The sequence below is a fragment of the Catellatospora bangladeshensis genome (assembly GCF_016862575.1).
Classification (GTDB): Bacteria; Actinomycetota; Actinomycetes; order Mycobacteriales; family Micromonosporaceae; genus Catellatospora; species Catellatospora bangladeshensis.
Genome location: NZ_BONF01000025.1, coordinates 18,066 through 31,743, shown reverse-complemented (window position 1 = coordinate 31,743; position 13,678 = coordinate 18,066). Strand labels below are relative to the sequence as shown.

11 protein-coding genes are annotated in these 13,678 nt (G+C 73.1%); 9 read left to right on the top strand and 2 right to left on the bottom strand.

Annotated elements, in window-relative coordinates; genetic code table 11:
* Window positions 1-18 precede the first annotated feature (18 nt).
* The 4 genes from Cba03nite_RS20670 to Cba03nite_RS20655 are packed head-to-tail and all read left to right on the top strand — an operon-like array spanning window position 19 to window position 5,075.
* The gene (locus tag Cba03nite_RS20670; RefSeq protein ID WP_203748657.1) at window positions 19-354 is read left to right on the top strand and encodes an L-rhamnose mutarotase; all 336 of its coding nucleotides are present in this window, start codon (window positions 19-21) and stop codon (window positions 352-354) included.
* Window positions 347-1,522: an L-rhamnose isomerase gene (rhaI, locus tag Cba03nite_RS20665; protein ID WP_203748654.1), complete on the top strand. Its 1,176-nt coding sequence runs from the start codon at window positions 347-349 to the stop codon at window positions 1,520-1,522. The genes Cba03nite_RS20670 and rhaI overlap by 8 nt, the downstream gene beginning before the upstream one ends.
* Complete coding sequence (locus tag Cba03nite_RS20660; RefSeq protein ID WP_203748651.1) at window positions 1,522-3,552, top strand: bifunctional aldolase/short-chain dehydrogenase; 2,031 nt, start codon at window positions 1,522-1,524, stop codon at window positions 3,550-3,552. Before rhaI ends, Cba03nite_RS20660 begins: the two co-directional genes overlap by 1 nt.
* 20 nt (window positions 3,553-3,572) lie before the next feature.
* Entirely contained in the window at window positions 3,573-5,075 is a 1,503-nt protein-coding gene (locus Cba03nite_RS20655; RefSeq protein WP_203748649.1) for a rhamnulokinase, read from the top strand.
* Between the two features lie 22 nt (window positions 5,076-5,097).
* Here Cba03nite_RS20655 and Cba03nite_RS20650 read toward each other — a convergent pair whose 3' ends face one another.
* Window positions 5,098-5,571 carry a ribosomal protein L7/L12 gene (locus tag Cba03nite_RS20650; protein WP_203748647.1) on the bottom strand — a complete coding sequence of 158 codons (474 nt, stop codon included), beginning with the start codon at window positions 5,569-5,571 and terminating at the stop codon, window positions 5,098-5,100.
* Between the two features lie 223 nt (window positions 5,572-5,794).
* Here Cba03nite_RS20650 and Cba03nite_RS20645 point away from each other — a divergent pair, with 223 nt between their 5' ends.
* The 5 genes from Cba03nite_RS20645 (at window position 5,795) to Cba03nite_RS20625 (ending at window position 12,846) form a co-directional block, all read left to right on the top strand.
* Window positions 5,795-7,669 (top strand): GGDEF domain-containing protein, encoded by a 1,875-nt coding sequence (locus Cba03nite_RS20645; protein WP_203748645.1) that lies wholly within the window; start codon window positions 5,795-5,797, stop codon window positions 7,667-7,669.
* A gap of 43 nt (window positions 7,670-7,712) precedes the next feature.
* Window positions 7,713-8,501 (top strand): class I SAM-dependent methyltransferase, encoded by a 789-nt coding sequence (locus Cba03nite_RS20640; protein ID WP_203748631.1) that lies wholly within the window; start codon window positions 7,713-7,715, stop codon window positions 8,499-8,501.
* A gap of 98 nt (window positions 8,502-8,599) precedes the next feature.
* Window positions 8,600-10,399: a glycoside hydrolase family 3 protein gene (locus tag Cba03nite_RS20635; protein ID WP_203748628.1), complete on the top strand. Its 1,800-nt coding sequence runs from the start codon at window positions 8,600-8,602 to the stop codon at window positions 10,397-10,399.
* A 9-nt stretch (window positions 10,400-10,408) separates the two neighbouring features.
* The gene (locus Cba03nite_RS20630; protein ID WP_203748625.1) at window positions 10,409-11,695 is read left to right on the top strand and encodes an exo-beta-N-acetylmuramidase NamZ family protein; all 1,287 of its coding nucleotides are present in this window, start codon (window positions 10,409-10,411) and stop codon (window positions 11,693-11,695) included.
* Window positions 11,696-11,754: 59 nt separating this feature from the next.
* Window positions 11,755-12,846: a PIN domain-containing protein gene (locus Cba03nite_RS20625; RefSeq protein WP_203748622.1), complete on the top strand. Its 1,092-nt coding sequence runs from the start codon at window positions 11,755-11,757 to the stop codon at window positions 12,844-12,846.
* Between the two features lie 7 nt (window positions 12,847-12,853).
* On the opposite strand, the gene Cba03nite_RS20620 is transcribed toward Cba03nite_RS20625, so the two are convergent.
* Complete coding sequence (locus tag Cba03nite_RS20620; RefSeq protein ID WP_239125914.1) at window positions 12,854-13,609, bottom strand: LysR family substrate-binding domain-containing protein; 756 nt, start codon at window positions 13,607-13,609, stop codon at window positions 12,854-12,856.
* Window positions 13,610-13,678: the final 69 nt, after the last annotated feature.

Genomic DNA, 13,678 nt, shown 5'->3' with positions numbered 1-13,678 from the left:
TCCCCAGGGAGGTATGGCGTGCGCCGGATCTGCTTCACCCTTCAGGTCAGACCCGACCGGCTGGAGGAGTACCGGCGCCGCCACGCCCGGGTGTGGCCGGAGATGCTGGCCGCCCTGCGCGAAACCGGCTGGCACGACTACAGCCTCTTCCTGCGCGAGGACGGCCTGCTCGTCGGCTACCTGCACACCGACGACTTCGACGCGGCGCTCGCCGCGATGGACGTGACCGACGTCAACGCCCGCTGGCAGGCGGAGATGGCCGGGTTCTTCGACACCGGCCGCCCCGACCAGCACATGCACGTGCTCACCGAAGTGTTCAACCTGGACGACCAGCTGGGAGAAAGCCATGACTGACCTCGCGCCGCAGACCCGGTCGCGCGTCCTGTCGAGCCTGCGCACACAGCGCATCGAGACGGCATCCTGGGCCTACGGCAACTCGGGGACCCGGTTCAAGGTGTTCGCCCAGCAGGGCGTGCCGCGTGACCCGTACGAGAAGGTCGCCGACGCGGCCACGGTGCACCGGTTCACCGGCGTCGCGCCCACGGTCGCCCTGCACATCCCCTGGGACAGGGTCGACGACTACGCCGACCTGGCCCGGCACGCGAAGGACCTGGGCGTCACGCTCGGCACGATCAACGCCAACGTGTTCCAGGACGACGACTACAAGCTCGGCAGCGTCACCAACGCCGACCCGGCCGTCCGCCGCAAAGCCACCGATCACCTGCTCGAATGCGTCGACGTCATGGACGCCACCGGCTCGCGCGACCTGAAGCTGTGGTTCTCCGACGGCACCAACTACCCCGGCCAGGACGACGTGCGCACCCGCCAGGACCGGCTCGCCGAAGCACTGGCCGAGACGTATGCCCGGCTCACCGGGGACCAGCGGATGCTGCTGGAGTACAAGCTGTTCGAACCGGCCTTCTACATGACCGACGTGCCCGACTGGGGCACCGCCTACCTGCACTGCGTCCAGCTCGGCGAGCGCGCCCAGGTCGTCATCGACACCGGCCACCACGCGCCGGGCACCAACATCGAGTTCATCGTCGCGATGCTGCTGCGCGCCGGCCGCCTCGGCGGCTTCGACTTCAACTCCCGCTTCTACGCCGACGACGACCTGATGGTCGGTGCCGCCGACCCGTTCCAGCTGTTCCGGATCATGCACGAGATCGTGCTCGCCGACGAGCTGGACAAGGGCATCGCGTTCATGCTCGACCAGTGCCACAACATCGAGCCGAAGATCCCCGCGGTGATCCGCTCGGTGATGAACGTGCAGGAGGCCACGGCCAAGGCGCTGCTGGTCGACCACACCGCGCTGCGTGCCGCGCAGCAGGCCGGCGACGTGCTGGAGGCCAACGCGGCGCTGATGGACGCGTACCACACCGATGTGCGGCCCCTGCTGCGTGACCTGCGCGCGGACCTGGGCCTGGACCCGGACCCGATCGCCGCCTACCGCGGCTCGGGCTACTTCGAGCGGATCCGCGAGGAGCGGGCCGTCGGCCAGGCCGCCGGGTGGGGCGCCTGATGGGGGAGAAGGACGAGCTGCTCGCCCGCTCGCGGCGGCTGGGCGCCGACCCGCGTTACACCAACTACGCGGGCGGCAACACCTCCGCCAAGGGCACCGAGACCGACCCGGTGACGGGCGAGCCGGTGCGCCTGCTGTGGGTCAAGGGCTCCGGGGGCGATCTGGGCACGCTGACCGAGGCGGGTCTGGCCGCGCTGCGCCTGGACCGGCTGCACGCGCTGGCCGGCGTCTACCCGGGCGCCGACCGCGAGGACGAGATGGTCGCCCTGTTCGACTACTGCCTGCACGGCCGCGGCGGTGCCGCGCCCTCCATCGACACCGCGATGCACGGCCTGCTCGACGCCGAACACGTCGACCACCTGCACCCCGACGCCGGGATCGCGCTGGCCGCCGCCGCCGACGGCGAGGCGCTGACCAAGGAGTGCTTCGGCGACCGGGTGTGCTGGGTGCCGTGGCGGCGGCCCGGCTTCCAGCTCGGCCTGGACATCGCCGCGGTACGCAGGGCGCATCCGCAGGCGATCGGCGTGATCCTGGGCGGGCACGGCATCACCGCCTGGGGCGATACCAGCGAGGAGTGCGAGCGGCGCTCCCTGGAGATCATCCACACTGCGCAGGAGTTCCTCGACGAGCGCGGCCGGCCGGAGCCGTTCGGGCCCGCACTGCCGCAGTTCGCGCCGCTGCCCGTCCCGGAACGGCTGGCCCGCGCCGCGGCGCTCGCCCCGGTGCTGCGCGGCCTGGCCTCCACGGACGGGCCGCAGGTCGGCCACTTCACCGACGCCGACGTGGTGCTGGACTTCCTCCACCGGGCCGAGCACCCGAGGCTGGCCGCGCTGGGCACCTCCTGCCCGGACCACTTCCTGCGCACCAAGGTCCGCCCCATGGTGCTGGACCTGCCGCCCGCGGCCGATCTCGACGAGACGGTCGCCCGGCTGCGGGAGCTGCACACGGCCTACCGGGAGGAGTACGCCGCCTACTACCACCGGCACGCCGAGCCCGGCTCGCCGCCGATGCGCGGCGCCGACCCGGCGATCGTGCTGGTGCCCGGCGTCGGCATGTTCAGCTTCGGCCGCGACAAGCAGACCGCGCGGGTGGCCGGGGAGTTCTACGTCAACGCCGTCAACGTGATGCGCGGCGCCGAGGCCGTCTCCCGCTACCAGCCCATCGGCGAGTCGGAGAAGTTCCGCATCGAGTACTGGGCCCTGGAGGAGGCGAAACTGGCCCGGATGCCCCGGCCGAAACCGCTGGCCGCGCGGGTCGCGCTGGTGACCGGTGGCGGCTCGGGCATCGGCCGGGCCATCGCGCTGCGCCTGGCAGCCGAGGGTGCCTGCGTCGTGGTCGCCGACCGCGACACCGAGGCCGCGGGACGGGTCGCCGCCGAGATCGGCACCGCCGACCACGCCGTCGCGGTGACCGCCGACGTCACCGACGAGGACCAGATCCGCGCGGCGATGGCGGCGGCGTCGCTGGCCTTCGGCGGGGTGGACCTGGTGGTCAACAACGCCGGGCTGTCGCTGTCCAAACCGCTGCTGGACACCACCTTGGCCGACTGGGACGTGCAGCACGACGTGATGGCCCGGGGCTCGTTCCTGGTCTCCCGCGAGGCCGCCCGGTTGATGACCGCGCAGGGCATGGGCGGCGACATCGTCTACATCGCCAGCAAGAACGCGGTCTTCGCCGGCCCGGACAACGTCGCCTACAGCGCCGCCAAGGCCGACCAGGCGCACCAGGTCCGGCTGCTGGCCGCCGAGCTGGGCGGGCACGGCATCCGCGTCAACGGCGTCAACCCCGACGGCGTGGTACGCGGCTCGGGCATCTTCGCCGGGGGCTGGGGCGCCCGGCGCGCCGCCGTCTACGGCGTGCCCGAAGCCGAGCTGGGTGCCTTCTACGCCCAGCGCACCCTGCTCAAACGCGAGGTGCTGCCCGAGCACGTGGCCAACGCCGTGTTCGTGCTGACCGCGGGCGAGCTGTCGCACACCACCGGCCTGCACGTGCCGGTCGACGGGGGCGTCGCCGCGGCGTTCCTGCGCTGACCGGGAGAGGGGACCCCGCGATGACCGTCGCCACCGTCGCCGCCGCCGACCTGGGCGCCGCGAGCGGCCGCGTGATGCTGGCCAGGGTCGGCCGCGACCTGCTCGACCTGACCGAGGTGCACCGGTTCGCCAACGAGCCGGTGCAGCTCGGCCTCACCCTGTACTGGGACGTGCTCGCCCTGTATCGGGGCGTGCTCGCCGGGCTGCGGGAGGCGGGGCGGGCCGCCCGTGCCGCCGGGGGACCGGAGCGGGGTCTGGACGGCATCGGCATCGACTCGTGGGCGGTGGACTACGGGCTGCTCGACGCCAGCGGCGCGCTGATCGGCAACCCGGTCTGCTACCGCGACCGGCGCACCGAGGGCGTGCCGGAGCGGGTGCACGCCCGGCTCGGCGCGGAGCGCCTGTATGAGGTCACCGGCGTGCAGCAGCTGCCGTTCAACACGATCTACCAGGTAGCCGCCGCGCACGGCACCCCCGCTGCTGCGGCGGCGCGCCGCCTGCTGCTGATACCCGACCTGCTCGCCTACTGGCTGACCGGGCAGCAGGGCGCGGAGCTGACCAACGCGTCCACCACGGGGCTGCTCGACGCGGGGACCGGCGCCTGGTCGGCAGAGCTGGCCACCGCTGTGGGCCTGGCTCCCGGGGCACTGCCGCCGCTGTGGCGGCCGGGGGACCTGATCGGCACGCTGACGCCGGACGCGGCGGCCCGGACCGGCCTGGACGCGACGGTGCCGGTGCTGGCGGTCGGCTCGCACGACACCGCTTCGGCGGTGGTCGGCGTCCCGGCCGAGGGCGAGCGCTTCGCGTACATCTCGTGCGGCACCTGGTCGCTGGTCGGCCTCGAACTCGATGCGCCGGTCCGCACCGCGGCGAGCCACCGGGCCGGGTTCACCAACGAGGCCGGGGTGGACGGCACGGTGCGCTACCTGCGCAACGTGATGGGCCTGTGGCTGCTGCAGGAGTGCCTGCGCGGCTGGCAGGAGCAGGGCGAGCCCGCCGAGCTGGGCGAGCTGCTGGCCGCCGCCGCGCGGGAGCCCGGGTTCGTGAGCCTGGTCGATCCCGACGACGCGGCGTTCCTGCCGCCCGGGGACATGCCGGGCCGGATCGCGGCGTTCTGCCGCCGTACCGGCCAGCCGGTGCCCGCCTCGCGTCCCGCGCTGGTGCGCTGCATTCTCGAGAGCCTCGCATTGGCCCACGCCCGCGCGGTCGAGCAGGCGCAGGAGCTGGCCGGGCGGTCCGTCGAGGTGGTGCACGTGGTGGGCGGCGGCGCGCGCAACGAGCTGCTGTGCCGGCTCACCGCCGACGCGTGCGGGCTGCCCGTGGTGGCCGGGCCGGTCGAGGCGACCGCGCTGGGCAACGCCCTGGTCCAGGCGAGGGCCCTGGGCACGCTGCACGGCACGCTGACCGACCTGCGCGCGCTGCTGCGGGCCCACACCGCGCCGCGGGTCCACCTGCCTGGGACGGACCGCTCAGGGTGGGACGCCGCGCGCCGGCGGCTGAGCGGCGTCCCGTCCCTGCCGTGATCGAAGCCGCGAGCTTCGACCGTCAGAGGTGGTCGACGAAGTCCTTGGCTTCGCGCAGGGTGAGGCCGGTCTGCTCGCGGACCAGCTTGATCGCCTGAATCGCGCGGCCCTGCCCCTTGAGATGCCGCGCATCCGCCAGCACCTGCGGGCCGAGCAGGGCGGCGATCTGCGGATCGGCCGGTGGGAGCCGGCGCGGCGGGGTGCCGGCGGCCGCGATCCGCTCGACGGCTCGTACCGCGTCGGCGAGGGAGACGCCGGTGGCCTCCCGCCACAGCTTCACCGCGGGGATCTTCCTGCCCTGGCTCATCAGCACCCACACCTGCTGGGTGAGGGTCTCGGAGTCGGGTGCCGGGGAGGGGGCGCGGGCGGGCTCGGCCTCGCGGGCGGCCAGCGCCGACTGGAGCAGGTCCTTCGGGTCGGCGCGGCCCCGGCGGGCGAGGACTACGCCGAGCGCGCAGACGAGCAGCACGATGACGGTGATCAGGAACCCGGTCATGGCCACACACGCTAGCCAACGCCCGCACGCGGGACGGCGGCCGCCGCCGCGCCGTTAACGGCAATGTGACCGTTTTTGTCACATTTGGCCCCTCGCGGTGAGTAGGGCATGCTGGTGGCAAGACGGCCGTGGTCGGAGGCGTTACCTTATGTCCACAGACGTAGGCTCCGGCTCTGCCGTGAGCGATACCAGCAAAGATCGGTGCCGGCGCATCAGCGACAGGATGTGGCTGGGCTACCTGGGGGTGGTCCTGGCGCTCATCGCGGCGTACCTGGCCGCCGCGGGTGACGAGCTGGTCCAGGCGGTCATCTTCGCGGGCGCCAATCTCGCCGCCCTCATCGCGATCCTCGTCGGCATCGCCGTGCACCGGCCGGCCCGCCCGGTCGCCTGGTATCTGCTCGCCGCCGGTCAGGCCGCGTACCTGGTGGGCAACGTGTACTGGTACGTCGCGCCCGCCGCCGCCCAGCGGCAGACCGTCTTCCCCTCACCCGCGGCCGAGATCTTCCTGCTGTCCTACCTGCTCAGCGCGCTAGCCCTGCTCCAGCTCATCCGAGCCAGACGGTCCGGTGGGGACTGGTCGGCGCTGCTCGACGCGCTCATCGTGACCGTCGCGGTCACCAGTGCCAACTTCGTGCTGCTCGTCGCGCCACTGCTGGACGCTTCGCGGCTGTCCAGGTACGGCCAGGTGCTCGCCGGGGTCTACCCGTTCCTCGACATGATCATCCTGATGCTGGCCACCCGGCTGTTCTTCGGCGCCGGGCGCACCCGGGGCGCACTGGTGCCGCTGGCCGGGTGGGCGGCGGCGCTGCTGGTCGCGGACACCGTCTACGGGCTGGAACAGGTCCGCGGTGTGGAGGCGGACGGGGATCTGGCGTTCTACGGCTACCTGGTGTCGTTCCTGTTCGTCGGCGTGGCCGCGCTGCATCCGACCATGCGCGACGTCGCCGCGGAGCGGGAGCGGCTGCACAGCGCCGGGCGGATCAGGCTGATGGCGCTCGCCGTGTGCGGTCTCGCGGTCCCCGTGCTGGTGGTGCAGACCGTGCGCCACGGTCAGCGCATCGAGCCGATCGTGCTGTCCTGCGCCTCGGCGGTCATGTTCCTCCTGCTCATGCTCCGGGTCAGCGACCTGCTCGCGAAGATCGTCGCCGCCGGGCGCCGCGAGCACGGGCGGCTCCAGCGGTTCCTGGACGCCATACCCGTCGGCGTCGACGTGCGCGCGGCCGACACCGGCGAGCCGGTGTACGTCAACGGCGTGGCCCGCCGGATCCTGGGTTACGACCCCGGCCGGTACACGTCGCTCGACCAGCTGCCCAACCTCTATGCCACCGGCACGGGGGAGCCGTTCCCGCCGGAGCGCTTCCCCATCAACAAGGCCCGGCAGGGGCACGTCGCGAGCGTCGACGACATAGCGGTCGATCGCGACGCGCAGCGCCGCCACCTGCGGGTGGTCGCCACCCCGATCCGCGACGGCGAGCAGGTGCAGTACGTGCTCACCGCGTTCGCCGACATCACCGACGAGCGGGAGATGGCCGAGGAACTGCGGCAGCTCTCGGTCATCGACGAGCTGACCGGTGTCAACAACCGGCGCGGCTTCCTGCTGGCCGCCCGTACCGAGATCGCGTCCGCGCGGCAGGCGCACCGGGCCGGGGTGCTGCTCTTCATCGACCTCGACGGCCTCAAACGGATCAACGACACGCACGGCCACCGCGTCGGCGACGAGGCGCTGCGCGCCACCGCCCGGCTGCTGCGCGCCAACACCCGCCGCCGGGACGTGCTGGGCCGGATCGGCGGCGACGAGTTCTGCGTGCTGTTGACCGAGGCGGGCACGCTGGCCGACGCCGACCTGTGGGCGGAACGGCTGCGGGAGCAGGTCGCCCGGCACAACGAGTCGGTTCCGCAGGAGCAGCGGCTCGCCGTCACGGTGGGGGCGACCGTCTTCGACCATCAGACGCCCGGCACGGTCGAAGACCTCATCGCCCGCGCGGACACCGCCATGTACCAGGCTCGCGAGCAGACGAACGGACAGCACCAGGACGGGCCGGTGCGCATCTTCGGGCGTCACCGGATGTCACGGCGCCACCGACCCTCGGGACGATAGCGCGGCGGGCGGCCCGACGCATCCGGGCCGGTAGGGTTCCCGTGTGACTGTGCCACGGGAGCAGCAGCGGGTGTTCGGTGAGGTCGCGGAGGACTACGACGACGTGCGGCCGGGTTACCCGGCCGAGATCCTGGACCTGATCGTCGGGTACGCGGGCCGGGCACCGCGGACGGTGGCCGAGTCGGGTGCCGGCACGGGCAAGGGCACGGCGCTGCTGCGTACCCTCGACGCACCGCTGACCTGCGTCGAGCCGGACCCGGCGATGGCCGCCGTGCTGTCCCGCCGCTTCGGCGGCGACCCGCTGGTGTCGGTGACGGTGGGCCGGTTCGAGGACTGGACGCCCCCGGCCGGCGGCGTGGACCTGCTGGCCAGCGCGCAGGCGTGGCACTGGGTCGACCACACCCGGCGCACCCGGCTGGCCGCCGACGCGCTCGCTGCGGGCGGGGTGCTCGCCGTGTTCGGGCACGACTTCGGCTTCGCCGACGAGGATCTGCGCTCCGCGATGAACGCGGTCTATCAGGAGCACGCGCCGGAGATCGCCGACCAGCCCGGACGGCCGGTCAACAACCGCCATCCCGGCGCGTTCCGCCCTGAGGAACTGCGCGGGTCACCGTGGTTCACCGACGTCGAGCTGCAGCAGGTGGTCACGGTGGTGCCGTATCCCACCGCCCGCTACCTGACCCTGCTGACGACGTTCTCCCCACATCGGATGCTGCCCGAGCCGCAGCGCGTGCGCCTGCACGGGGCCCTGGCCGACCTGGTCGACGCGCACGGCGGCGTGGTCGAGCAGAAGCTGACCACCGATCTCTGGCTGGCGCGCCGCACCGGCTGATCCGGCCTTCAGCGACTCCGATCCAGACGGCCTTCTCGTGTCCGGCTACTGAAAGTTAGCTTCTTGACCTTGCCTTGAGTCGTAGCTAACTTTCAACGATGAGGAAATTAGTCGCCGCCGTCGCGGCCGTGGCGGTCCTGCTCCCCAGCGCCGGGTACGCCGAACCGGCCCGCCCGCCGAACGCCGAGCACGGCTGGGTGACCTCGACGCTGCGGCACATGAGCCTGGAACAGAAGGTCGGCCAGCTGTTCGTCACCTACGTCTACGGCAACGACGCGGTGAACCCGGCCGCCGCCGACCGCACGGCCAACCGGGCGGCGTTCGGGGTGGAGACCCCGGCCGAGGTCGTCGACCGCTACCACCTCGGCGGCGTCGTCTACTTCGCCTGGTCGCACAACCTCGACAACGTGCGGCAGATCGCGACCCTGTCCAACGGCCTGCAGACCGCCGCCGTGGGCACGGGAGCCAAGGGCGAGGTGCCGCTGCTCATCTCCACCGACCAGGAACAGGGCGTGGTCCAGCGGATGCCCACCCCGTCCGCGCAGTTCCCGGGCGCGATGGCGCTGGGCGCGTCGCGCTCGGACGCCGCCGCCCGGCTGGCCGCCGAGATCACCGGCCGTGAGCTGGCGGCCGTCGGCATCCGGCAGCCCTACGCCCCGATCGCCGACGTCAACGTCAACCCGGCCAACCCGGTGATCGGGGTGCGCTCCTTCGGCGCGGACCCGGCGCTGGTCGCCGAACTCACCGCAGCGCAGGTCGCCGGGTTCGAGCAGGACGCCGGGGTCACCGCCGTGGCCAAGCACTTCCCCGGCCACGGCGACACCGCGACCGACAGCCACACCGGCCTGCCCGTCATCCACCACACCCGGGAGCAGTGGGAGCAGATCGACGCCCCGGCCTTCCGGGCCGCCATCGCCGCGGGCGTGGACTCGATCATGACCGCGCACATCGTGGTGCCCGCGCTGGACCCGTCCGGCGACCCCGCGACCCTGTCGCCGGTCATCCTCGACGGCGTGCTGCGCGGGCAGCTCGGCTACCAGGGCGTCGTCGTCACCGACGCGCTCAACATGGCCGGCGTACGGACCAAGTACGGCGACGCCCGCGTGCCCGTGCTCGCGCTGAAGGCCGGGGCGGACCAGCTGCTCATGCCGCCGGACCTCGACCTGGCCTACCGCTCGGTGCTCCAGGCCGTGCGCGACGGCGAACTGACCGAACGCCGCATCGACGAGTCGGTGCGCCGCATCCTGGCGCTCAAGTACCGCCAGGGCCTGGCCCGCCCGCAGTCGGTCGATGCCGACGCGGCTGTCGCGCTGGTCGGCTCCGCCCCGCATCTGGCCGCGGTCGCCCAGGTCACCGACCAGACGCTGACGGCAGTACGCAACGACGCCGGGCTGCTGCCGCTGTCCGGGACGGACCGGTCCGTGCTGGTCACCGGCTGGAACAACGCCGCCTTCAACCCGATCGGCAATCTGGCGAAGGGATTCGCCGACCGCGGCTCCCGCGCCACCGCGCTGCCCGCGACGCTGCCGTCCGACCAGGCGATCGCGAACGCCGCCACGCGGGCCGCCGGGCACGACCTCACCGTGGTGCTGGTCAACAAGGCCTGGGACACCGCCGTCGGCGATCCGCGCGCCAGCCAGCAGCGGCTGGTAGCGGCGCTGCTGGCCACCGGCCGCCCAGTGGTCGTCGTCGCGGTGCGCGACCCGTACGACATCGCGTACCTGCCGGGCGCGAGCACCTACCTGGCGGCGTACACCTACACCCCGGCCGCGATGGACACCCTGGTCCGGGCGCTGCACGGCGAGCTGTCCCCGCAGGGGCGCCTGCCGGTCACCATCGTCACCGCCGGCGGCCCCGGCACCGCGCTCTACCCCATCGGTCACCGCATCACCTGGTAGGAGGACCCCTTGGAACGCAGGAATCTGCTCACCGGAGCCGCCGCGGCGGGCGCGCTCGGGGCGACGGGGCTGGCGCTGCCCGCCGGCGCCGCGCCCAAGCCCCACCGCGTCCAGACCGGACTGGACCGGCTGGTCGCCGGTGACTACGCGCTGCTCGCCGGGCAGCGGGTCGGCGTCGTGTCGAACCCGACCGGCGTGGACGCCGACTACCGCCACCTGGTCGACCTCATCCACGAGTCCGGCCGGGTGAACCTGGTCGCGGCGTTCGGCCCCGAGCACGGCTTCCGCGGCTCGGCGCAGGCCGGCGGCAGCGAGGGCACCGGCGTGGACGCCCGCACCGGCATCACGGTGTACGACGCGTACGGCGCCTCGCAGGCCAAGTGGGAGGAGCTGATCACCCGGGCCGGGGTGGACACGGTCGTGTTCGACATCCAGGACGTCGGCGTCCGCTTCTACACCTACATCTGGACCATGTACGTCTCGATGTGCGCGGCAGCGCGGCTGGGCAGGCGGTACGTCGTGCTCGACCGGCCGAACCCGATCGGCGGCAAGGCCTACGGCCCGATGATGACCACGCCGTTCACCTCGGGCGTAGGCCTCAAGGAGATCATCCAGCAGCACGGCATGACCGTCGGCGAGCTGGCGCGCTACTTCAACGCCGTGTTCCTGCCCGCCGAGGCCGGGCGCGCGGTGGACCTGGAGGTGGTGGCCTGCCGCCACTGGAAGCGGGACATGTTCGCCGCCGACACCGACGTGCCGTGGGTGATGCCCAGCCCCAACATGCCCACCCCGGACACCGCGCTGGTCTACCCCGGCACGGGCCTGTTCGAGGGCGTCTCCTCGATCAGCGAGGGCCGGGGCACCACCCGCCCGTTCGAGCTGGTGGGCGGCCTGGCCACCGACTTCGACCACCACTGGGCGGACCGGCTCAACGCCCGCGAGCTGCCGGGCGTGCGGTTCCGGGAGGCGTACTTCGTGCCGACGATCGCCGGGCACCACCCGCCGCTGCTCAACAAGCTGTGCGCGGGCGTCGAGGTCAAGGTGACCGACCGGGCGGCGTACGACCCGATCCGCACCGCCGTGGCGATGCTGGTCGAGGCGCGTAAGTACCCGGCGTTCGCGTGGCGCGCGGACTCCTACGACCCGGTCCGGCCGTACTGGGTGGACAAGCTCACCGGCTCGACCCGGCTGCGCACCATGATCGACGCCGGGGCCGACGTGGCCGACGTGGTCGGCGCCTGGTCGGCGGAGCTGGCCGCGTTCGAGCAGCAGCGCCGCCCGTACCTGCTCTACTGACCGGCCGTGGCGGGCCGGGGGTGCCACCCCGGCCCGCCACACCTCGGTAGGCTGGGTGCGTGGATCAAGAGGATCGCATCGCCCTGTTCCTGGACTACGAGAACCTCGCCATCGGCGCGCGGGAGCATCTCGGCGGCATGACCTTCGACCTCAGGCCGATCACCGACGCGCTCGCCGAGCGCGGGCGGGTCGTGGTGCGCCGCGCCTACGCCGACTGGTCGTACTTCGACGAGGACCGGCGCCTGCTGACCAGGTCGCATGTGGAGCTGATCGACATTCCGCAGAAGATGGGCGCCTCGCGCAAGAACGCCGCCGACATCAAGATGGCCGTCGACGCCCTGCAGCTGGCCTTCGAGCGCGACTACATCTCCACGTTCGTGTTCGGCACCGGCGACAGCGACTTCACTCCGCTGGTCCACAAGCTCCGCGAGCTGAACAAGCGGGTCATCGGCGTCGGCGTGGAACACTCCACCTCGGCTCTGCTGCCGCCCGCGTGCGACGAGTTCCTCTACTACGACCGGCTCGAAGGCGTGGAGATCCGTCCAGCGCGCAGCCGCGGTGGGCGTACCCCCACGGCCGCGGCCCGCCAGCCGGAGACCGCACCGCCGCCGCTGGAGCAGGATCTCGAACCGGTGGCCGCTCCGGAAGGGCCGGGCCGCGACGCGGACGCCCTCGCGGTGCTGGTCGCGCAGACCGTCGCGGGCCTGCAGGGCAGCTCCGGCGGCACGGTGAGCGCGTCCACGCTCAAGCGCACCCTGCTGCGCAAGGACCCGACCTTCAACGAGGGCGACTTCGGCTTCCGGACGTTCGGTGAGCTGCTGCGCCACCTCGCCGAGCGCAACGTCGTCGAGCTGGGGGAGGGGCCCGCCAAGGGCGACCCCGAGGTGACGCTGCCCGAGCACGGCGAGCGGGAGACCGCGTTCGGCCTGCTCCGCTCGGTCGTGGCCGACCTGGACCGCAACGCCGGCCCGGTGGCGCTGTCGGGGCTGAAGAACCAGCTGCGCCGGGTGCAGCCGGACTTCAGCGAGAAGAAGCTCGGCTACCGGAGCTTCCTGCAGTTCTGCAAGGCCGCGGCGACGGCCGGGGCGGTGGACCTGCGCTGGGACACCGAGACCGACGACTACCTGCTCACCGGCGTGGGCCGGGGCTGAGCCGTGGTCAGCGGCCGCGCCGCTTCTTGGCCGGGGTGCGCGGGGCGGCGGCGCCGCGGCGTCCACCGTCCCGGCCGGGCGTGGCGCGGCCGGCGGCTTTGACGGGAGCCTTCGCGGCCGCCGGTTTGTCCGCCGGGGCGGGGCCGCGACCCCGGGTGCTGTTCGCGGTCCGGCCGCGGACGATGCCGATCATCTCCTCGACCAGGTCGGTGTGCCGGTCGCGGTCCCACGCCAGCCCGATCGAGGCGGTGGGGGCGTCGGTGACCACGCGGTAGGTGAGGTCGCGGCGGTGGTGGGCGCGGGCCAGGGACTGCGGCACGAGCAGCACGCCGACGCTCGCCGCGACCAGCTCGACCGCCTCGGCCGTGGTCTCGGGGCGGTACTCGGCCACGGGAGCGGGCGCCGCCGGGGTGCCGGGCCAGCCGAGCACGTCGTCCAGCGGCCACACCACGGTCTCGTCGGCCAGCTCGGCGACGGTGACCTCGTCCGCGGCGGCGAGCAGGTGCTCGCGGTGCACCACGACGACGGTGGTCTCGGTGTAGAGCGGGATGGCGTGGCAGGCCTCCGGGTCCACCGGCAGCCGGACCAGCCCGGCGTCGGCCTGCTCGCGCAGCAGCGCGGCGGCGTCGGCGGCGGTGGCGGGCACCAGCTCCAGCGAGACGTCCGGCAGCCGTTCCGACCAGACGCGGGCCCACTTGTCGGGGGTGACGCCGGGCACGACCACCAGACGGAACACGTTGGGCAGGTCATTCTCGGCAGGCACGGCCCCAGCGTACCGGCCGCCGATCTCGGGGCGGGTGACCGGAGGCACCCCGCGGCCCGGGTGAAATGT